The sequence below is a fragment of the Stappia sp. TSB10GB4 genome (assembly GCF_900185745.1).
In the GTDB taxonomy this organism is placed as follows: domain Bacteria; phylum Pseudomonadota; class Alphaproteobacteria; order Rhizobiales; family Stappiaceae; genus Stappia.
On record NZ_FYAV01000049.1, the window covers coordinates 188,257 to 208,566 of the forward strand.

The 20,310-nt window shown below is 67.7% G+C and carries 19 protein-coding genes; 10 read left to right on the plus strand and 9 right to left on the minus strand.

Annotated elements, in window-relative coordinates:
* Window positions 1-103: 103 nt before the first annotated feature.
* Window positions 104-2,869: a DNA mismatch repair protein MutS gene (gene mutS, locus TSB10GB4_RS12300; RefSeq protein WP_371328904.1), complete on the plus strand. Its 2,766-nt coding sequence runs from the start codon at window positions 104-106 to the stop codon at window positions 2,867-2,869.
* Window positions 2,870-2,876: 7 nt separating this feature from the next.
* Here mutS and TSB10GB4_RS12305 read toward each other — a convergent pair whose 3' ends face one another.
* A complete protein-coding gene (locus TSB10GB4_RS12305; RefSeq protein WP_186396045.1) occupies window positions 2,877-3,773 on the minus strand; it encodes a methylated-DNA--[protein]-cysteine S-methyltransferase in 897 nt (298 codons plus the stop codon).
* 216 nt (window positions 3,774-3,989) lie between these two features.
* Here TSB10GB4_RS12305 and TSB10GB4_RS12310 point away from each other — a divergent pair, with 216 nt between their 5' ends.
* The gene (locus TSB10GB4_RS12310) at window positions 3,990-5,813 is read left to right on the plus strand and encodes a hypothetical protein (protein ID WP_186395994.1); all 1,824 of its coding nucleotides are present in this window, start codon (window positions 3,990-3,992) and stop codon (window positions 5,811-5,813) included.
* Window positions 5,814-5,850: 37 nt separating this feature from the next.
* Here TSB10GB4_RS12310 and TSB10GB4_RS12315 read toward each other — a convergent pair whose 3' ends face one another.
* The gene (locus TSB10GB4_RS12315; protein ID WP_186395995.1) at window positions 5,851-6,393 is read right to left on the minus strand and encodes a DUF2244 domain-containing protein; all 543 of its coding nucleotides are present in this window, start codon (window positions 6,391-6,393) and stop codon (window positions 5,851-5,853) included.
* 22 nt (window positions 6,394-6,415) lie between these two features.
* Here TSB10GB4_RS12315 and nth point away from each other — a divergent pair, with 22 nt between their 5' ends.
* Window positions 6,416-7,183, plus strand: a complete 768-nt coding sequence (gene nth, locus TSB10GB4_RS12320) for an endonuclease III (RefSeq protein WP_186395996.1) — start codon at window positions 6,416-6,418, stop codon at window positions 7,181-7,183.
* A gap of 94 nt (window positions 7,184-7,277) precedes the next feature.
* Here nth and irrA read toward each other — a convergent pair whose 3' ends face one another.
* Window positions 7,278-7,697, minus strand: coding sequence for an iron response transcriptional regulator IrrA (irrA, locus tag TSB10GB4_RS12325; protein ID WP_371328901.1), 420 nt, complete (start codon window positions 7,695-7,697; stop codon window positions 7,278-7,280).
* Between the two features lie 386 nt (window positions 7,698-8,083).
* Here irrA and fabA point away from each other — a divergent pair, with 386 nt between their 5' ends.
* From fabA to fabI, 3 genes are all read left to right on the plus strand, one after another.
* Window positions 8,084-8,587, plus strand: coding sequence for a 3-hydroxyacyl-[acyl-carrier-protein] dehydratase FabA (gene fabA, locus TSB10GB4_RS12330; protein WP_186387759.1), 504 nt, complete (start codon window positions 8,084-8,086; stop codon window positions 8,585-8,587).
* A 191-nt stretch (window positions 8,588-8,778) separates the two neighbouring features.
* Window positions 8,779-9,996: a beta-ketoacyl-ACP synthase I gene (gene fabB / locus TSB10GB4_RS12335; protein ID WP_186387758.1), complete on the plus strand. Its 1,218-nt coding sequence runs from the start codon at window positions 8,779-8,781 to the stop codon at window positions 9,994-9,996.
* 88 nt (window positions 9,997-10,084) lie between these two features.
* The gene (gene fabI / locus TSB10GB4_RS12340; protein ID WP_186395998.1) at window positions 10,085-10,924 is read left to right on the plus strand and encodes an enoyl-ACP reductase FabI; all 840 of its coding nucleotides are present in this window, start codon (window positions 10,085-10,087) and stop codon (window positions 10,922-10,924) included.
* A gap of 101 nt (window positions 10,925-11,025) precedes the next feature.
* Here fabI and TSB10GB4_RS12345 read toward each other — a convergent pair whose 3' ends face one another.
* Window positions 11,026-11,562 carry an SH3 domain-containing protein gene (locus TSB10GB4_RS12345; RefSeq protein WP_244570895.1) on the minus strand — a complete coding sequence of 179 codons (537 nt, stop codon included), beginning with the start codon at window positions 11,560-11,562 and terminating at the stop codon, window positions 11,026-11,028.
* A 393-nt stretch (window positions 11,563-11,955) separates the two neighbouring features.
* On the opposite strand from TSB10GB4_RS12345, the gene TSB10GB4_RS12350 reads away from it, so the two are divergent.
* Entirely contained in the window at window positions 11,956-12,942 is a 987-nt protein-coding gene (locus tag TSB10GB4_RS12350) for a D-glycerate dehydrogenase (RefSeq protein ID WP_186387755.1), read from the plus strand.
* A gap of 37 nt (window positions 12,943-12,979) precedes the next feature.
* Here TSB10GB4_RS12350 and dnaQ read toward each other — a convergent pair whose 3' ends face one another.
* From dnaQ to TSB10GB4_RS12375, 5 genes are all read right to left on the minus strand, one after another.
* A complete protein-coding gene (gene dnaQ / locus TSB10GB4_RS12355) occupies window positions 12,980-13,690 on the minus strand; it encodes a DNA polymerase III subunit epsilon (RefSeq protein WP_186387754.1) in 711 nt (236 codons plus the stop codon).
* 188 nt (window positions 13,691-13,878) lie between these two features.
* Window positions 13,879-14,466 carry a dephospho-CoA kinase gene (gene coaE, locus TSB10GB4_RS12360; protein ID WP_186387753.1) on the minus strand — a complete coding sequence of 196 codons (588 nt, stop codon included), beginning with the start codon at window positions 14,464-14,466 and terminating at the stop codon, window positions 13,879-13,881.
* Entirely contained in the window at window positions 14,463-15,302 is an 840-nt protein-coding gene (locus tag TSB10GB4_RS12365) for a shikimate dehydrogenase (protein WP_186396000.1), read from the minus strand. The genes coaE and TSB10GB4_RS12365 overlap by 4 nt, the downstream gene beginning before the upstream one ends.
* The gene (locus TSB10GB4_RS12370; protein ID WP_186396001.1) at window positions 15,299-15,895 is read right to left on the minus strand and encodes a Maf family protein; all 597 of its coding nucleotides are present in this window, start codon (window positions 15,893-15,895) and stop codon (window positions 15,299-15,301) included. The genes TSB10GB4_RS12365 and TSB10GB4_RS12370 overlap by 4 nt, the downstream gene beginning before the upstream one ends.
* A gap of 40 nt (window positions 15,896-15,935) precedes the next feature.
* Complete coding sequence (locus TSB10GB4_RS12375; RefSeq protein ID WP_186387750.1) at window positions 15,936-16,787, minus strand: pyruvate, water dikinase regulatory protein; 852 nt, start codon at window positions 16,785-16,787, stop codon at window positions 15,936-15,938.
* Between the two features lie 455 nt (window positions 16,788-17,242).
* Between TSB10GB4_RS12375 and hemE the strand changes: the two genes are divergently transcribed.
* The 3 genes from hemE (at window position 17,243) to rho (ending at window position 20,305) form a co-directional block, all read left to right on the plus strand.
* Window positions 17,243-18,280: a uroporphyrinogen decarboxylase gene (hemE, locus tag TSB10GB4_RS12380; protein WP_186396002.1), complete on the plus strand. Its 1,038-nt coding sequence runs from the start codon at window positions 17,243-17,245 to the stop codon at window positions 18,278-18,280.
* A gap of 3 nt (window positions 18,281-18,283) precedes the next feature.
* Window positions 18,284-18,709 carry a protoporphyrinogen oxidase HemJ gene (gene hemJ, locus TSB10GB4_RS12385; RefSeq protein WP_186396003.1) on the plus strand — a complete coding sequence of 142 codons (426 nt, stop codon included), beginning with the start codon at window positions 18,284-18,286 and terminating at the stop codon, window positions 18,707-18,709.
* Between the two features lie 327 nt (window positions 18,710-19,036).
* Complete coding sequence (gene rho / locus TSB10GB4_RS12390; RefSeq protein ID WP_186387747.1) at window positions 19,037-20,305, plus strand: transcription termination factor Rho; 1,269 nt, start codon at window positions 19,037-19,039, stop codon at window positions 20,303-20,305.
* The last annotated feature ends 5 nt before the right edge of the window (window positions 20,306-20,310 follow it).

The following is a 20,310-nucleotide window of genomic DNA, read 5'->3' on the forward strand; positions in this document are numbered from 1 at the left end:
TGACGGCACATGCGACGAAAGCGGGGAGGACCGGCACCCGCGCGCGTGCGGCCTCTTCCGTCGCGCGCTTCGCCGCATTAGGGTCGGCCGCATGGCCGACGACATGCAGATCCCCCACGATACAACGCCGCCGCGCGAGGACGTCTTGGCGCCGGACAGCGCCGGCGCGGTCACGCCGGCACCCGACCTGTCCGCGATGACGCCGATGATGGCGCAGTATATCGAGATCAAGACGGCCAATCCCGACTGCCTGCTGTTCTACCGCATGGGCGACTTCTACGAGCTGTTCTTCCAGGACGCGGAAGAGGCCTCGCGGGCGCTGGGCATCACGCTGACCAAGCGCGGCAAGCATCTGGGCGAGGACATCCCGATGTGCGGCGTGCCGGTGCACGCGGCCGACGACTACCTGCAGAAGCTGATCTCGCTGGGCTTCCGCGTCGCGGTCTGCGAGCAGACCGAGGATCCGGCGGAGGCGAAGAAGCGCGGCTCCAAGTCGGTGGTGCGGCGGGAGGTGGTGCGGCTGGTGACGCCCGGTACGCTGACCGAGGACCGGCTGCTGGAGGCGGCGCGCAACAACTTCCTGCTGACGCTGGCGCGGGCGCGCAGCGGATCGCTGGAGGACGAGGCGAGCTATGGCCTGGCCTGGGCCGACATTTCCACCGGCGCCTTTCGCGTCGCCACCAGCGACGCGCGGCAATTGGCCGGCGACCTTGCCCGCATCGATCCGCGCGAGATCGTCGTTGCCGACGCGCTGCTCGACGAGCCGGAGCTGCGCCGGCAGCTTGCCGAGACGGGGGCGGCGCTGTCGCCGGTGCCGCGCAGCCTGTTCGATGGGGCCACCGCCGGCGACCGGCTGGCGCGCTATTACGGTGTTGCGACGCCGGAGGCCTTCGGCAGCTTCTCGCGGCTGGAGCTGACGGCGGCGGCGGCCGCCATCGCCTATGTGGAGCGCACGCAATATGGCGAGCGCCCGCCGCTCGACCCGCCCTCGCACGAGGCGACTTCGCGGCGGATGCTGATCGACCCGGCGACGCGGGCGAACCTGGAACTGATGCGCACGCTTTCGGGCGAGCGCGCCGGCTCGCTGCTGTCGGCGATCGACCGCACCGTCTCCGGTCCCGGATCGCGGCTGCTGGCCGCCCGGCTCTCCGGGCCATTGACCGAGGTGGAGGAGATCCGCAAGCGGCAGGACGCGGTGGCGCGGCTGGTCGGCGACACCTATCTGCGCGAGAGGCTGCGCGAGAGGCTCAAGGCCGTGCCCGACATGGCGCGGGCGCTGTCGCGCATCGCCATGCAGCGCGGCGGCCCGCGCGATCTTCTCGCCCTCGCCAGCGGTCTCGGCGCGGCGCGCGACATCGCCGGCCTGTTTCCGGACGCAGGCGGCGAGGGTGAGGAGATCGGCGCGGCGCTGGCGCGGATTGCGGCGGCACCGGCGGAGCTTGCCGGCGAGCTGGAGCGGGCGCTGGTCGACGAGCCGCCGCTGCTCGCTCGCGACGGCGGCTTCGTTGCCGAAGGCTATCTCGCCGATCTCGACGAGATCCGCCGGCTGCGCGAGGACAGCCGCAAGGTGATCGCGCAGTTGCAGGGCGCTCTGACCGACGAGCTGGCGATCCGGGCGCTGAAGATCAAGCACAACAACGTGCTCGGCTGGTTCATCGAAGTGCCGGCGACCCATGCGGAGAAGCTGACGGCCGATCCGGCGCGCTTCATCCACCGGCAGACGATGGCCGGGGCGATGCGTTTCACCACCACCGAGCTCGCCGATCTGGAAAGCCGCATCGCCAATGCGGCCGGACGGGCGCTGGCGCTGGAAAGCGAGGTGTTCCGCCGGCTGTGCGAGGCGGTGACCGAGGCGGGCGAGGCCATCAAGGGCGCCGCCGACGGGCTGGCCGTGCTGGACGTGGCGGCGGGGCTTGCGCATCTCGCCGAGGCGGAGAGCCAGTGCCGGCCGGTGGTCGACGACAGCCTCGCCTTCGACATTCGCGGCGGCCGGCATCCGGTCGTCGAGCAGGCATTGAAGCGCGAGAGCGGTGGCAGCTTCGTCGCCAATGACGCGGATCTGGGGCCGAGCGAGGGCGAGGCGGGCGGCCGCATCTGGCTGATCACCGGCCCCAACATGGCCGGCAAGTCGACCTTCCTGCGGCAGAACGCGCTGATCGCCATCCTGGCGCAGATGGGCGCCTTCGTGCCGGCGGCCTCGGCCCATATCGGCGTGGTCGACCGGCTGTTCTCGCGCGTCGGCGCGGCGGACGACCTGGCGCGCGGACGCTCGACCTTCATGGTGGAGATGGTCGAGACGGCGGCGATCCTGAACCAGGCGGGGGCGCGGGCGCTGGTGATCCTCGACGAGATCGGCCGCGGCACCTCGACTTTCGACGGGCTGTCGATTGCCTGGGCGGCGATCGAGCACCTGCACGAGGTCAATCGCTCGCGGGCGCTGTTCGCCACCCACTACCACGAACTGACCGCGCTTGCCGGCCGGCTGCCACGGCTCGCCAATGCCACCGTGCGGGTGCGCGAATGGCAGGGCGACGTGGTGTTCCTGCACGAGATCGTCGCCGGCGCCGCCGACCGCTCCTACGGCATCCAGGTGGCGAAGCTCGCCGGCCTGCCGGGGGTGGTGATCGAGCGGGCCCGCGCCGTGCTGGCGCAACTGGAAGAGCAGGACCGGCGCGCGCCGGGCGAGCAGTTGATCGACGACCTGCCGCTGTTCGCCGCCGCCGCAGCCCCGAGGGCGAGCGCGCCCCAGGCACAAGCCGCTGCCGATCCGGTGCTGGAGGCGCTCGATGCCATCGACCCGGACGACCTGACGCCGCGCGCGGCGCTGGAGGCACTCTACAAGCTGAAACAGGCGCGCCGCAAGGGCTGAGAAGCCGTCACACGCTCTCCAGCACGGGGCCGGCGAGCCCGGCCTCCCAGCCGAGGATGGCGCGCTTGCGCGTCAGGCCCCAGTGATAGCCGCAGAGCTTGCCGTTGCTGCCGAGCACCCGGTGACAGGGCACCACGAAAGAGATCGGGTTGCGCCCGACGGCCCGGCCGACGGCGCGCGAGGCGGTCGGCTTGCCCAGCCGCTCGGCGATGTCGCCATAGGTGGTGGCGCGACCGAGCGGGATGCGCAGCAGGGTTTCCCAGACGCGGATCTCGAAATCCGTGCCGATCAGCACCACCCGCAGGGGCTGCTCCGCCAACCATTGCGAGGGCGCGAAGATGCGCTGCGCCAGCGGCGCGGTGAAGGCGGTATCCTCGACATAACTGGCGCGCGGCCAGCGGCCGGTCATGTCCTCCAGCGCGGCGCGCTCCTCGCCCGGGTCGGCGAAGGCAAGGCCGGCAAGGCCGTGCTCCGTCGCCATCACCAGCGCCAGACCGAAAGGCGAGGGGTGGAAGCCGTAGCGGATTTCGACGCCTTCGCCGCGCGCCCGGTAGACGCCAGGGGTCATCGCCTCGTGGGTGACGAAGAGATCGTGCAGACGCGCAGGACCGGACAGGCCGACCTCGTAGCTGGCATCGAGCACGGTCGCCGACTGGCGCAGCAGGGCGCGGGCATGGTCGAGGGTGATCGCCTGGACGAACTGTTTCGGCGTGATGCCGGCCCAGCGCGAGAACACCCGCTGCAACTGGATCGGGTCCAGCCCCGCCTCGGCGGCCAGCATCTCCAGCCCCGGCTGCTCGCGCCAGGTCTGTGTGATCACCTTGAGGGTGCGGCGGACGATGTCGTAATCCTTCGCCGCCTCGGGAAGACCGGCCGCCGGCACGGCCGGCAGGACCTCTCCCATGTTGCGCATCACCGTCATCGCCGGATCTCCCGTCACGCCTGCAACCCATCATGGCACCGTCGTCATGAAGCGGCGAGCCTAGCCACGCGGGGAGGGCGCCGCCACCCGATTTGCGACGGCCGCGTCCCGTCTTGCTTCGGCCAAAAACACGGGCCACTGTGCCGCCGCCAGCGACGCCATAGCGCCGCCCGCGACGAGACCCACAGGGACATGCCGATGCACCAGTTCCGCCCAGTTGCCTACCGACCCGCGACCCGCCATCTGCCCCGGGTGACCGTTGCCGCCGGGCTGGCGATGCTGTTCGCCGCCCTGCTGCCGCCCCCGCCCGCCGGGGCGCAAGGCAGCGGGCAAGAGGCCGGCGGCCAATCCGGCCCGCGCCTGCAGCGCCGGCTGGTGATGATCCAGACCGACGACGACACCGCGATCCGCGAGGTCGAGATGGACGGCAAGCCGATGCAGGTGCGCCGCCGGGCGCAGGCCCGGGTCTTCGTCGAGGTCGAGGGCAATGCGAAGAACGACGGCCAGATCGACTGCCGGCGGTCGCTGCGGCTGGTGCTGGCCGACGGGCGGATCCTGCGCGACACGGTCGACATCTGCGGCGACTGGAAGGTGACGATGGCGACCAGCGGGCCCGCCGCGCGGCAGGCCGAGGCGAGCCGCGGGGTGCGGCAGGCGGTGCCGTCCGGCGAGGGGCCGGGCGCCCCGCCGCGCGCGGGCGGCATCCGCCGTCCGACGGTCAATGGGCAGCAGGACGGCGGGCAGCAGGACGGCGGATTGCGCGGCAGCCGCGACGACACCCGCCGGGAGACCGGCGATGCGGAAGTGGCGGCGCGGCCAGAGACCCGGCCAGAGACCCGGCCGGAGACGCGACCAGAGATTCAGCGAGAGACGCGGCCTGAGGTCGCGCCCGAGGCGATGGCACGGGCGGAAGCCCGCCCCTTGCACGACCTGCCGCTGTTCGAGGGCCGCAGGTGGTATGTGGAGGAGCGCGGCGGAGACCGGCTGCATCTGGTCTACGGCCTGCGCGAGACCGACGACCGGGCGCTGAGGGCGAGTTGCCGGCGCGGCTCCGACCGGATCGAGTTGCAGCTCGCCGCGACCGGCGACCGGCTGGCCGAAAACCAGCCGGTGGTGGTCGATCTGGCGGCGCGCGACGTCCGCCGCAGCTACACCGCGCGCGGCTCCAGCACCAATACCGAGTCCGGCCAGTCCGAGCCGGTGCTGACGCTCGCCGCCGACGATCCGATCTGGACCGGCATGATCCGCGGCGACACGCTGAGCGTCGGAGTTTCCGGCAACTGGCGCTACCGCATATCGCTGTCGGGAAGCGCCCAGCCGGTGCGCGCCTTCCAGCAGGCCTGCGCCACCCCGGCGCCCGTGGCAACGCTGCCGCCCGCCGAGCCCCTGCCCGGACCGCCGGCCGCAAGCGGCGGCCTGAGCTGCCGCGAGGAGGGCGAGATCACCTCGCTGCCAAGCAGCCAGCCGGCCCGCATGATCTTCGTCAACGAGCGCAACCGGCCGGTGGTGGTGCACTGGCTCGATTTCGCCGGCCTGCGCCAGACCCAGGCCGGCGTGCCGCCGGGCGGGCGGATGATCCAGGACACGCTCGCCGGCCATCCCTGGCTCGTCGCCACCCAGGACGGACGCTGCCTCGGCATCTACGTGGCCGGCGGCGGCACCCGCACGGTGACGATCGGCCGGGGCGGCGGACTGGCGGCCCCCGACCCGGTCTTCCCGCCGGCACCGCCGCCGCAGATCCTGCCGCAGCCCCTGCCTTCCGCGCCGCTGCCACCCTCCGGCGACCTGCTGTCGCTGTCCTATGATTGCGACAGCGGCACCTATCTCGACGTGACCATCGACAATGCGCGCGGCACCGCAACGGTGCGCGAACGCGGCCTGTCGCCGGTGACGCTGGCCGACCGCTCGGGCGGCGGCGGCGAACTGAACTATGTCGGGCGCGGTTACGCGCTGAGCGGCACCGGCAACACCGTCACCTGGCAGCGGCCGGGCGCGGCGCCGCAGTTCTGCCGGATCTTCTGATCCGGCAGCCGGCGCCTTCGCGCCATGCGAAGAGGGGTCAGGCGGGTTCCGGCAGATCCGGATGCGGACCGCCGGCCTTTGCCAGCGCGAGGGCGCGCCGCAGCGCGTCGGCGAAGCTGGTGCGGTCGTCCGGATTGAGGAAGCCGCCGATGTCGACCGACATGTCGCGAGCCGTCAGGGTGATGCGCAGGACGCCCTCGTCCTCCTCCTCGCGCACATGCAGCCGCGCCCAGAACGGATTGCAGGAATAAAGCTGCTCGCGCCCGGAGGCGAGCACCTTGCGCACGCGGATCTCGGTGCGCGAGACCTGCACCTCCTCGAAGGCCCGAGCCGCCCGGTAGTTCCAGCGGAAGGCGAGGAAAATCAGCAGGATATCAAGGCCGAGAAAGCCGAAGACCGGCCAGGCGCCGAGCGACAGGAAAACCAGGCCCGCCACCAGGCAGATGGCGCAGACCACCAGCATGAGAATGCGGAATCCCGCCGGCCCCAGCGACCGGTAGGGGGTCAGCAGGGCCGCGAAGAAGGGGGCGTCCGGATCCGGGAGATCGGGGGACTCGGTTTTCGGATTGCCGCTCGTCATGAGCGGTGATTATAGAGGAGGAATGACCGCGAACCAGCCTGATCCCCGCAAGACGCGCAAACCTGCCGCAAAGCCCATCGCCAAAGGCGGCAAGGCTGCCGCCAAACCGAAGCCGGCAAAGCCGCGCGCGCCGGTGCGCCCGCGCTACAGCAAGGACGAGCTTTACGCGATCTTCGCCCGATTCCACGCCGCCAACCCGGAGCCGACGGGCGAACTCTACTATGTCAATCCCTACACCCTGCTGGTCGCGGTGGCATTGTCGGCGCAGGCGACTGATGTCGGCGTCAACAAGGCGACGCGGCCGCTGTTCGAGATCGTCGACACGCCGCAGAAGATGGTCGACCTCGGCGAGGAGCGGCTGCGCGAGGCGATCAAGACGATCGGCCTCTACCGCAACAAGGCGAAGAACGTCATCGCCCTGTCGCAACTGCTGATCGACCGCTTCGGCGGCGAGGTGCCGCAGGACCGCGAGGCGCTGGAGACGCTGCCCGGCGTCGGCCGCAAGACCGCCAATGTGGTGCTGAACATCGCCTTCGGCCAGCCGACCATCGCCGTCGACACGCATCTCTTCCGCCTCGGCAACCGCATCGGCGTCGCGCCGGGCAAGACGCCGCTGGAGGTGGAGAGGGCGCTGGAAAAGGCGGTGCCGCCCGAGTTCCTGCTGCACGCCCATCACTGGCTGATCCTGCATGGCCGCTACATCTGCAAGGCGCGCAAGCCGGCCTGTGAGAAATGCCTGATCGCCGATCTGTGCAAGAGCTCGGACAACACCCGGCGGCAGGCGGCATAGCCATGCGGGCGCGATATCCGCGCCCGTTACTATCCAGATGCCGTGATCTGAAAACCCGGACCAGCAGGGGCAGGCCAAGGGCCCGCCGCGCGGTTCAGTCCTTGCGGCGCAGGCGGATCACCACGTCGACGCGGACGATCTCCATGCCTGCCGGCGCCTCGGGAAGCCGCGCCATGGCGACACCGGAGCCGGGAATGTCGATCACCTTGTTGTCGCCTTCGATAAAGAAGTGATGGTGGTCGTCGGTGTTGGTGTCGAAATAGGTCTTGGTGCCCTCGACGGCGACCTCGCGCAGCAGACCGGCCTCGGTGAACTGATGCAGCGTGTTGTAGACCGTGGCCAGCGACACCGGAACATTGGCAGCCTCGGCCTCTTCGTGCAGGAGTTCCGCCGAGACGTGCCGGTTGCCCCTTGAATAGAGCAGCTCAGCCAGTGCGACACGCTGACGCGTCGGCCTCAGGCCGGCGGACCGCAGCATTTCCTGGACTTCGATATGCCGGTGCAATTCACCCACTTGCGTGCGCTCGCTTTCCGTTTCTGTGCCTCCGCGGCACCGCCGCGGATCCTCATGTGGGGGCTCGACCCGCCGGGACGCAAGGTCCTTGGCTGTTTTCTGCCATGGATCGCGTCCGATTGGCAAGCTCGGGCCTTTCCCTATCCGTCAGCCTTGCCGGAAAAACGGTCAAAAAACGTCTGCCGAAGCTGCAGAAGGCGCAAAATGTCGGCGCGCGACCTGAAAGCTTGCGAAAAAGCTCATTCAGAGAGCCACTTCACGGGTTTCCGCAGGCCAAGATGCTATGTTAGTAAGCGCGGCAGAACCAGATCCCGGTCCGGCAGGACGGCCATGTCGGCTGCTTCGCGCATACGGGACACACCGACAACTGCGGGAATGGGAAGAACGTGCGGCAATCGAGCTACTCCTACGATGAATTGCTGGCCTGCGGACGCGGCGAGCTTTTTGGCCCCGGAAACGCGCAACTGCCGCTTCCGCCCATGCTGATGTTCGACCGCATCACCTCGATCTCCGAGGACGGCGGCGAGCATGGCCAGGGCCAGGTGCGGGCGGAGCTCGACATCCGCGACGACCTCTGGTTCTTCCCCTGCCATTTCCAGGGCGATCCGGTCATGCCGGGCTGCCTCGGCCTCGACGCGCTGTGGCAAATGACCGGCTTCTTCCTCGGCTGGCTCGGCGAGCCGGGCCGCGGCCGGGCGATCTCCACCGGCGAGATCAAATTCTCCAAGATGGTCACCCCGGAGACGAAGCTGGTCGAATACGGCGTCGATCTGAAGCGCGTGCGGCGCGGCCGCCTGGTGCTCGGGATCGCCGACGGCTGGCTCAAGGCCGACGGCGAGACGATCTACCAGGCGAAGGACCTCAAGGTCGGACTGTTCAAGGCCGAGTGAGGCCGACGGCGCCGACGCGGCATCCGGCCAACGCGGGCGATTGATCGCCGCCGCGGTTGCGCCTATTTGGTGGGGGCAGGTCCCACCGTGCAGGCGACGCGGGACCGCCAGACGGCTGGTCGCCGTCCGCGAATAGTACGCACATACCGGGCCGGTGGCAGCCGGCTCCGAAGACAGCATGGGAGACCGCGATGAGGCGGGTGGTGATAACCGGAATGGGCATCGTGTCGTCGCTGGGCGGCACCACCCAGGAAGTGACGGCGAGCCTGCGCGAGGGCAAGTCCGGCATCGTTCCGGCCGAGGACTATGCGCGGCTCGGCTTCCGCTGCCAGGTCCACGGTGCCCCGACCGTCGATCCCTTCGAGGTGCTCGACCGCCGCACGACCCGCTTCATGGGACCGGGCGCGGCCTGGACCTACATGTCGATGCAGCAGGCGATCGCCGATGCCGGTCTCGAGGAGAGCGACATCAGCAACGAGCGTACCGGCATCATCATGGGCTCCGGCGGCCCGTCGACCCGAACCATCGTCGAGGCGGCCGACATCACCCGCGACAAGGGTCCGCGCCGCATCGGACCGACCGCGGTGCCGAAGGCGATGAGCTCCACCACCTCGGCGACACTGGCGACCCCGTTCAAGATCCACGGCGTCAACTATTCGATCTCCGCCGCCTGCGCGACCACCAATATCTGCATCGGCAACGCCGCCGAGCTGATCCAGTGGGGCAAGCAGGACATCGTCTTCGCCGGCGGCGGCGAGGATCTCGACTGGACCATGTCGAACCTGTTCGATGCCATGGGCGCCATGTCGAGCAAATACAACGATACCGCCTACAATGCCTCGCGCCCGTTCGACAAGAATCGCGACGGCTTCGTCATCGCCGGCGGCGGCGGCGTGCTGGTGCTCGAGGAGCTGGAGCACGCCAAGGCGCGCGGCGCGAAGATCTATGCCGAGATCGTCGGCTATGGCGCGACCTCGGACGGCTACGACATGGTCGCCCCCTCGGGCGAGGGCGCAGCCCGTTGCATGAAGCTCGCCATGGCCAATGTCCGCGAGCCGATCGACTACATCAACCCGCACGCGACCTCGACGCCGGTCGGCGACGAGCGCGAGGTGGAGGCGATGCGCAGCGTGTTCGGCAAGAACCTGCCGCGGATCTCGGCGACCAAGTCGATCTCCGGCCACTCGCTGGGCGCAGCCGGCGTGCATGAGGCGATCTATTCGCTGATCATGATGCAGAACGACTTCATCGCGCCCTCGGCCCATATCGAGGAGCTCGACCCGATCTTCGCCGACGTGCCGATCATGCGCGAGCGCGTCGACAATGCCGGCCTCAACGTCATCATGTCCAACGGCTTCGGCTTCGGCGGCACCAACGCCACGCTCGTCTTCCGCCGTTACGGCAACTGATTTCACGCAAACCAGATCCGGCCGCTTGCGGCAGAACCGGACGGAGCGGGGCGGAACGCCCCCTCCGTGTCTCGCACAGGAGTTGTGAATGAGCGGGCTTATGAAGGGCAAGCGCGGTCTCGTCATGGGCGTCGCGAACGATCACTCCATCGCCTGGGGGATCGCCAAGGCGCTCGCGGCGCAAGGGGCTGAACTTGCCTTCACCTATCAGGGCGAGGCGTTCGGCCGCCGTGTCAAGCCGCTGGCCGAGAGCCTGGGCGCAGACCTGCTGATCCCCTGCGACGTCGAGGACATCGCGACGGTCGACAAGGTCTTCGAGACGCTGAAGGCCGAATGGGGCAGCATCGACTTTCTCGTCCATGCCATCGCCTTTTCCGACAAGTCGGAACTGCGCGGCCGCTATGCCGACACGACGCGGGAGAACTTCACCCGCACCATGCTGATCTCCTGCTTCTCCTTCACCGAGATCGCCAAGCGCGCCGCCGCGCTGATGCCGAACGGCGGCTCCATGGTGACGCTGACCTATGGCGGCTCGACCAAGGTGATGCCGAACTACAACGTCATGGGCGTCGCCAAGGCGGCGCTGGAATCCTCCGTGCGTTACCTCGCCATGGATTACGGCCTGCAGAACGTGCGGGTCAACGCGATCTCCGCCGGGCCGGTGCGCACGCTGGCCGGATCCGGCGTCTCCGACGCGCGGGTGATGTTCAACTATCAGAAGCAGCATTCGCCGCTCGGCCGCACGGTGACCATCGACGAGGTCGGCGGCTCGGCGCTCTACCTGCTGTCGGACCTGTCGTCCGGCGTCACCGGCGAGGTGCATTTCGTCGACAGCGGCTACAACACCGTGTCGATGCCGCGCCTCGACGCGCTGAAGACGCAGGAAGCGGAGGCCCAAGCCGCGCGGCACGCGCACGAGGACGTCTGACCGGCAGGTCATACTCCCTGCACGATGCGCAATCACGGCGGTCACGCGACAGCGCGGCCGCCGTTTCTTGTGCTTTCTTCGGAGGATCGCGGCCCCGACCGCTATTCGATCGTTTCGTCCGGATAGACGCCGAACAGCCGGGTCTGGTCAATCCAGCCGGAGAAGCGGTCGCCGCTGACGCGGCACCACCCCTGCCGGCAACTCCCGACATTGACCAGCACATTCGGTCCGAGCTCGGCGGCGAGGCGGGCATCGGAGCGCGGCTCGGCGCGCAGCGGCGTCGTGCCCGACTGTTCCCACGGCGTCACCAGCGCGGTCCTGCGCCCGCTCAGCAGCGAATGGAACACCCAGCCTTCCTCGCCCTGCCAGTCGCGAATGCGGCGCCAGTTCTCGAATTCCTGGACGATCTCCACCGGCAGGCCGGCGCGGACATAGGTCCAGCCGATGCGATGCTCCAGCGTCGGGCCGACGCGAACATTGACGCGTTCCGACTTCAGGCTGACGAAGCGCGGGACCGGAAAGCCGCTGGGGCCGCGCGCGGTGTTCTGGGCAAGGGCCGTGCCCGGCCCCGCCAGGCCCTGCAGCAGCACAAGCAGCCCGGCCGCGAGCACGCCAAGGAGGCGGAGCGGGCGCCGCACACGCGGCGGGTGCGCGCGCGTGTCGCAGCTCGGGTCACTGCGGTGGTCGCGGTGGGCGCCGCCAGCCACCGGCCGTCCGCCGGGATCTCCGCACCGCCTTGCCAGTCCACGCATCGAAGCCCCGTCCTTTCCGCCACGCCCCGTTATGCCCGCCTTCGCCAGCCCCTCCGCCAGCCTGGCAGGCGGGTCCAGCGAAAGACCGAGAATCGCACATTTTCAAGGCAGGCCCGCCCTGAGCCCGTCCTCCGGCGCCGAACGGCATTCCGATCCCTTGTTTTGACCGGACCATCTGGTAATGAGAACTGACGCGTCGGATCGACCGCTGCCGCGACGACGCAATTTCTGACAGGTAGGGTTAAGGAGCCCTCAACAGAGCGCGAAAAGGCGAGGAGCATGCCCAGGAAGAAGCCGCTGGTCGTCGTGACACGCAAACTGCCGGACGTCGTCGAGACGCGGATGCGCGAACTGTTCGAGACGCGCCTCAACGAGGCCGACAGGCCGCTGAGCCAGGCCGAGCTGGTCGAGGCGGTCAAGACCGCCGACGTGGTGGTGCCCACCGTCACCGACCGGATCGATTCCGCCGTACTGTCACAGGCCGGCCCCAATCTCCGCTTGATCGCCAATTTCGGCAATGGCGTCGACAATATCGACGTGATCACCGCCAACAATCGCGGCATCACCGTCACCAACACGCCGGGCGTGCTGACCGAGGACACGGCCGACATGACGATGGCGCTGATCCTCGGCGTGCCGCGGCGCATCGCCGAAGGCATCAAGGTGCTGGAGCATGGCGAATGGGCCGGCTGGTCGCCGACCTGGATGCTTGGCCGCCGCATCTGGGGCAAGCGGCTCGGCATCATCGGCATGGGCCGCATCGGCCAGGCGGTGGCCCGCCGCGCCAAGGCCTTCGGCATGTCGATCCATTATCACAATCGCCGAAGGGTGTCGGAAGCGGTGGAGGAGGCGCTGGAGGCGACCTACTGGGACAGCCTCGACCAGATGCTGGCCCGCATGGATGTCGTGTCCATCCACTGCCCGCACACGCCGGCGACCTATCACCTGTTGTCGGCGCGCAGGCTGAAGCTGATGAAGCCGGAGGCCTATATCGTCAACACCGCGCGCGGCGAGGTGATCGACGAGGCGGCACTGATCCGCCAGCTCGACGCCGGCCAGCTCGCCGGTGCCGGCCTCGACGTGTTCGAGCACGAGCCGGCGGTCAACCCGAAGCTCATCGCCTCCACCAAGGTGGTGCTGCTGCCGCATATGGGATCGGCCACCGTCGAGGGCCGTATCGACATGGGCGAGAAGGTCATCATCAACATCAAGACCTTCATGGACGGTCACCGGCCGCCGGATCGCGTGCTGCCGTCAATGCTGTGACCGGGGCAGCCCGGCTCAGGCTCAGCTCTCCCGGGGCTCAGGCCTCGCCCGGCTCGTAGCGTTTCCACAAAGCCTTGTCGCCGATGCCGGAAATGAAGGCGGCATGGGCTTCCCGTTCGGCCGCTGTCAGGCGCGGGGGGAGCGGCACCGGTCGCGGCTGCGCGCGCGAGCGCTCGCGCGGAACCGTGCCGACGGCCGGGCCGGCGTCTTCCTCCACGGCGAAGGCCAGACCCGCCTGCTTGCCGCCGATCAGCTCGATATAGACCTCGGCCAGGATCTCGGAATCGAGGAGGGCGCCGTGCTTGGTGCGGCGCGAATTGTCGATGCCGTAGCGCGAGCAGAGCGCATCCAGTGAGGCGGGCGAGCCGGGGTGCTTGCGCCGGGCGATCGCCAGCGTGTCGAGCACCTGGGCCGGGGGGATCGGACCCATCCCAACCCGCGACAGCTCCATGTTGATAAAGCCCATGTCGAAGGAGGCGTTGTGGATCACCAGAACCGCATCGCCGACGAACTCCAGGAACTCCTGCGCCACCTCGGCGAATTTCGGCTTGTCGGCGAGGAACTCGGTCGACAGGCCGTGCACGTTGAACGCCTCCAGCGGCACGTCGCGCTCCGGATTGAGATAGACGTGATAGGTGCGGCCGGTCGGCACATGGTTGATCAGCTCGACGCCGCCGATTTCCACCAGCCGGTCGCCGTTCCTGGGATCAAGACCGGTCGTTTCCGTGTCGAAGGCGATTTCGCGCAAGGGCAGGTCCCCGTCTTTGGTGCCCGGCAGCCTTTCGGCCGGCCGGTCGTCAGTGTCTCAGATCGTCACCCGCAACGACAGCAGGGGCGGCGGCAACACCGCCTTCGCGGCCGGTTTTCCCCAGACCATCCCCGTGTGATCCCCAGGCAGCCCACCTGGTAGGTCCCAACTTGTGCCCGCGGTTTTCCTCAGCCGAGAAACGCCGCCGCCCGCAGCACCGCACCGACGGTGCGGCGCGCCGCCTCCAGTCCCCTGCCGGTGTCGACCAGAAAATGGGCGCGGCGGCGCTTGTCCGCATCCGGCATCTGCTTCGCCAGAATGCCCTCGAGCCGCGCCTCGCTCATGCCGGGCCGGGCCAGCACCCGCTGGCGCTGAACCTCAGCCGGTGCAGTGACGACGACGGCGGCGCGGACCCGGCGCTCGCCGCCGGTTTCGAACAGCAGCGGAATGTCGAGCACGGCGACGCGGCAGCCCTGGCGCCTGGCGTCGTCAAGAAAGGCGGTTTCCGCCTCGCGCACCAAGGGATGCACGATCGCCTCCAGCCGCCGCATCTCATCCGGCTTGCCGATCACCCGCTCGCCGAGCCGGGCGCGGTCGACGGCACCACCCGTGACAGTGCCGGGAAACGCCGCCTCGATCAGCGGCGCGGCCTTGCCCGAATAGAGCCGGTGCACGGCTGCATCCGCATCATAGACCGCCGCTCCGGCTTCGGCGAACATACGCGCCGTGGTGCTCTTGCCCATGCCGATGGAGCCGGTGAGGCCGAGAACGATCACGCCGCCACTCCGAGATCGGCCAGCAGCAGGGCCCGCAATTCGTCGGTGACCTGCGGGCGCACGCCGAACCAGCGCTCGAAGGCGGGCACGGCCTGATGCAACAGCATGCCGAGCCCGTCGACCGTGACATTGCCGCGTGCCCTTGCGGCGGCCAGCAGCGGCGTTTCCAGCGGCGCATAGACCGCGTCGGTCACCAGCGCGGTGACAGGCAGCGGCGCAAGATCGATCTCCAGCGGCGGCTGGCCCTGCATGCCGAGGGAGGTGGTGTTGACGAGAAGGCCCGCTGTCCTCAGCAGATCCGGGATTTCTCCCCAGTCGGCAGCTTTCGAGTCGGGTCCGAAACGGGCGCAGAGTTCCTCCGTCTTTGACCGCGTTCGGTTGACAATGGTCACGGTTTTCACACCGCGCGACAACAGCGCCCAGACGATGGCGCGGGCCGCGCCGCCGGCGCCCAGGACCACCGCCTCGCGCAGGCCGCTGTCCCATCCCGGCGCCATCTGGTCGAGATTGCCGAGAAAGCCGAGCCCATCGGTGTTGGCGCCGTGTACCCGGCCATCCTCCGCCACCCACAGGAGGTTCGCCGCGCCCATGGCCCGTGCCGCCTCGTCCAGCGTGGCGCAGGCGGCGGCGGCCGCTTCCTTGTTCGGCACGGTGACGTTGCAGCCGACCAGCCCCTGGTCACCGAGCGTCCGGTAGAAGCGATCCGCCTCCTCCGGCGGCACGGCGATGCGCTCGTAGACGCCGTCGATGCCATGGCTCGCCAGCCAATGGGTGTGGATGAGCGGAGACCGCGAATGGGTGACCGGATAGCCGGTGATCGCCGCGCGCCGCGTCATGCCTCGATCGCTCCCATCTCGCGCAATTGCTGGAGAAGCGGCAACAGCGGCAGGCCGAGGACCGTAAAATAGTCGCCCTCGATCGCCTCGAAAAGCTGAACGCCGCGCCCCTCGAGCTGATAGGCGCCAACGCTGGACAGCACCACGTCGCCGGTGGCGGCAAGGTAGCGGCCGACAAATTCGGGGCCGAAGCGGCGCATCTTCATGTGCACGGTGGCCGCGCCGCACCACAGGGTCTCGCCATCGCGGGCAATCGCCGCCGCCGAATGCAATTCGTGGCTCTTTCCCGACATGGCGAGGAGCTGGCGGCGGGCCGCCTCCATGTCTTCCGGCTTGGTCAGCCGCTCACCGCCGAATTCCAGCACCTGATCGGCGCCGATGACCAGCGCGCCGGGATTGCGGGTGCTGGTTTCCTGCGCCTTGGCTTCCGCAAGGATGCGGGCGATGTCGGCCGGGGGAAAGCCGCTTTCCAGCAGCGGCGCCTCGACGGCGCGCTCGTCCACCTGCGCCGGATCGACCCGGAACGACAGGCCGGCATTGGCAAGCAGCTCGGCGCGGATCCGGCTGCCGCTGGCGAGAATGATGTCGGTCATAAACCCATCCGCAAGCTGTTGAAGGCCGCTTCAGGCGATATCAGGCCGCGCCCTCGTTTGCCAGAGCACTCTTGTGCGCGCGGTAGAGTGTCAGGATCTCCGCCGCCGTCTCCTCGATGGAGCGGCGGGTGACATCGATCAGCGGCCAGCCATGCTCGGCGCAGAGCTTGCGCGTCACCGCGATCTCGCGGGCGATCACCCGGCGGTCGACATAGGTCTCATTGCCGAAGGAACCGGCGCTCAAGGCGAGGATGCGGTTCTGCCGCACCTGCTGGATGCGCTCGACCGAGGCGATCACGGCAACGACCATGGCCCGGCGCAGTTCGGTGAGCTGACGGGGCAGGGGAATGTCCGGCACGATCGGGATGTTCGCCGCCTTGATGCCGCGATTGGCCAGATAGATGCAGGTCGGCGTCTTCGAGGTGCGGCTGACGCCGAGCAGCACCACATCCGCCTCGTCGAGGTTTTCCGGGATCTGGCCGTCGTCATGCAGCATGGTGAAATTGAGCGCCTCGATCCGGTGGAAATAGTCGGCGTCGAGCGCGTGCTGGCCACCGATCCGGCCGGTCAGGCGGACATTGAGATAGGACTGGAACACCGCAAAGACGGGCGAGAGGATGTTGACGCAGGGAACGCCATGGGCGCGCGCCGCCTGCTCCAGCCGTTCGGCAAGCTCCGGATCGACCAGCGTATAGAGGATGATGCCCGGCGCATGCTCGATCTCGTCCAGCACATGGTCGAGCTGCCGCGTCGAGCGCACCAGCGGATAGACGTGCTCGATCGCCTGGACATCCTCGTACTGGGCGCCGGCAGCGCGGGCAACGGTCATCAGCGTCTCGCCGGTCGAGTCCGAAACCATATGCAAATGGAAGAAGTTGCGAGTCTTACCCAAGCTGTTATCCCCTGCCGGCGGCGCATCTGCTGGTGAGTGTGGTCAAGTCGGCCATTTTGGCGCCTCGCCCTCGAAACCATGCCCGAAGCGCGAAAACAATCAACACTGCACAGGCGCGGGGGAACCGGCAGCGGAAGGATCGCCGATAACGGGGAAAACCGGTTTGTTCCTGAACGGTCCCCAGCCTGTTCAACCCCGCCTTAAAGGTTAACAGATGGTTAACAAACGTCCATATGCCTGTTTTAATTGACGGATCCGGGTTATCACCGAAGGCGGGGAAGACACTTATGCCCGAAACCCCTCGACAGGACGGGGGCGAACAGGTCATGTGGAGCCGTGTCGACAACCGATAATCCCGGCTGTCCAGTGACAAACAAAAACAACAGAATCCTCTTTCAAGGATTCTTTTCTTTTTTAAAGGGGGTCTCGTGTCTCAGATCGCGTCGCGACGGATCATGCAAGTTCTGGCTGGCGAAAGGCTGTGGCCACCACCGATCTGGATGATGAGGCAGGCAGGCCGCTATCTCCCCGAATATCGCGAGACCCGTTCAAAAAGGGTTAACTTTCTTGAATTTTGCTACGACGTGGAGCTTGCCACGGAAGTGACATTGCAGCCGATCCGGCGCTACGGCTTCGACGCGGCGATTCTCTTCTCCGATATTTTCGTCGTTCCCGACGCGCTCGGATATCCCGTGCGCTTCGAGGAAGGGCGCGGTCCTGTGCTGGAGCCGCTGCGCGACGCGCTGGTCGGCTCCCTCGACCAGGCACGGGCCACCCGGCATCTCGACCCGGTGATCGAGATCGTCGGCCGGCTGCGGCGCGAACTGCCCGAGGAGGTGACGCTGCTGGGCTTCTGCGGGGCGCCCTGGACGGTCGCCTGCTACTCCGTGGCCGGTCACACCACCCAGGAGCAGACGGCGGCCAGGATCGGCGCCTATCGCGATCCGGAGCTGATGCAGGCCTTCATCGACCAGTTGGTCACCGCGTCCATCGGCTATCTGGTGCGCCAGCTTGAGGCCGGGGCCGACGCGGTGCAGATCTTCGACACCTGGGCCGGCGTGCTCGACGACGAGGGCTTCCGGCGCTGGTCGATCGCGCCGACCCGCGCCATCGTCGAGGGCGTGCGGGCGGCCGTGCCGGGAGCGCGGATCATCGGCTTTCCGAAAGCCTCCGCCGCCCGGCTCGCGGACTATATTGCCGGAACGGGCGTCGATGCGGTCGGGCTCGACTGGACCGTGCCGGGGGCGCTCGCCCGCGAGGTGCAAAAGCTGGTTCCGGTGCAGGGCAATCTCGATCCGATGCGGCTGGTCGCCGGCGGCCGGGCGCTGGAGGAGGGCGTCGACCAGGTGCTTGCGACACTTGGACAGGGTCCGCTGGTCTTCAACCTCGGCCATGGTGTGACGCCGGACGCCGATCCGGAGAATGTGGCGCGGATGATCGCCCGCGTGCGACAGGCGCCCGATCCCCGCGAAGGCTCTCTGGAGACCCGGTGACCCATGCTCTATCTCTGGCTGAAGGTCCTGCACATCATCTCGGTGATCGCCTGGATGGCTGCGCTGTTCTACCTGCCGCGGCTGTTCGTCTATCACGTCGAGGCGGGACCGGGCACGCCGCAGAGCGAGACCTTCAAGGTTATGGAGCGGCGGCTGCTCAAGGCGATCATGACCCCGGCGATGATCTCGTCATGGATCTTCGGGCTCTGGGTCGCCTATGAGGGCGGGTTCTTTTCGTCCGGCTGGTTCCACGCCAAGCTGACGCTGGTTCTGGCGATGAGCGCTCTGCACGGGTATCTGGCGCGCTGTGTGCGCCAATTTGCCGCGGACACCAACGTCAGGAGCTCGCGTCACTACCGTATCGTCAACGAGGTGCCGACCCTACTTATGGTGCTGATCGTGATTCTGGTGGTGATCAAGCCATTCTGACTGGTTGATCTCGGCTAACCCTGCGTCCGAATGGCGTGGCTAACCTTTCCGGGCGCATGACAATATTGCGAGCACTCGCCGAATGGCGCTTGCTCTGGTGAATTTAAAAATGTAGATTCCGGCAACCTCACATCCTGCGGGCATGGTGTTGGCGACGTTCCGGGGCGACGAGTTTGGCCGCGCATCCGGGAACCGCAAAAGCACCAGGTCGGATCGGAAGGTCCGATTGTCGATCCGCAGCCACTCCCTTCCTTCCTGATCCAGGTTGCCAAGACGGCGACGCGGGATCATACGCATCCACCCCTAGCAGAAGACCATCCATTGCCCATGCGGGAAATGAAACTCTCAGATCTCAAGATCAAGACGCCGACCGAACTCCTCGCCTTTGCGGAGGAGCATGAGGTCGAGAACGCCAGCACCATGCGCAAGCAGGAGCTGATGTTCGCCATTCTCAAGCAGCTCGCCGCCCAGGACGTCGACATTATCGGCGAGGGCGTCGTCGAAGTGCTGCAGGACGGTTTCGGTTTTCTGCGCTCGCCGGACGCCAACTACCTTCCCGGCCCGGATGACATCTACATCTCACCGTCGCAGATCCGCCGCTTCTCGCTGAGAACCGGCGACACGGTCGAAGGCGAGATTCGTAGCCCGAAGGAGGGCGAGCGCTATTTCGCGCTGCTCAAGGTCAACAAGATCAATTTCGAGGACCCGGAAAAGGCGCGGCACAAGGTTCATTTCGACAATCTCACGCCGCTCTATCCCGACGAGCGGCTGAAGATGGAAGTCGAGACGCCAACCGGGAGCAAGGACCTGTCGTCGCGGGTCATCGACCTGGTTGCCCCGCTCGGCAAGGGCCAGCGCGGTCTGATCACCGCTCCGCCGCGCACCGGTAAGACGGTGTTCCTGCAGAACATCGCCAAGTCGATCACCACCAACCACCCCGAATGCTATCTGATCGTGCTGCTCATCGACGAGCGGCCCGAGGAAGTCACCGACATGCAGCGCACGGTGAACGGCGAGGTGGTGTCCTCCACCTTCGACGAGCCGGCGGTTCGCCACGTGCAGGTGGCCGAGATGGTCATCGAGAAGGCCAAGCGCCTGGTCGAGCATGGCCGCGACGTGGTGATCCTGCTGGATTCGATCACCCGGCTGGGGCGCGCCTACAACACCGTGGTTCCGTCCTCGGGCAAGGTGCTGACCGGCGGTGTCGATGCCAACGCGCTGCAGCGGCCGAAGCGCTTCTTCGGTGCGGCCCGTAACATCGAAGAGGGCGGGTCGCTGACGATCATCGCCACGGCCCTGATCGACACCGGCAGCCGCATGGACGAGGTCATCTTCGAGGAGTTCAAGGGTACGGGCAACTCCGAGATCATTCTCGACCGCAAGATCTCCGACAAGCGCGTCTTCCCGGCCATCGATATCCAGCGATCCGGCACCCGCAAGGAAGAGCTTCTGGTCGAGCCGGTGAACTTGAAGAAGACGTTCGTGCTGCGCCGCATCCTCAACCCGATGGGGACGGTCGACGCCATCGAGTTCCTGCTCGACAAGCTGCGCCAAACCAAGTCGAACGACGATTTCTTCGACAGCATGAACACCTGACGGCG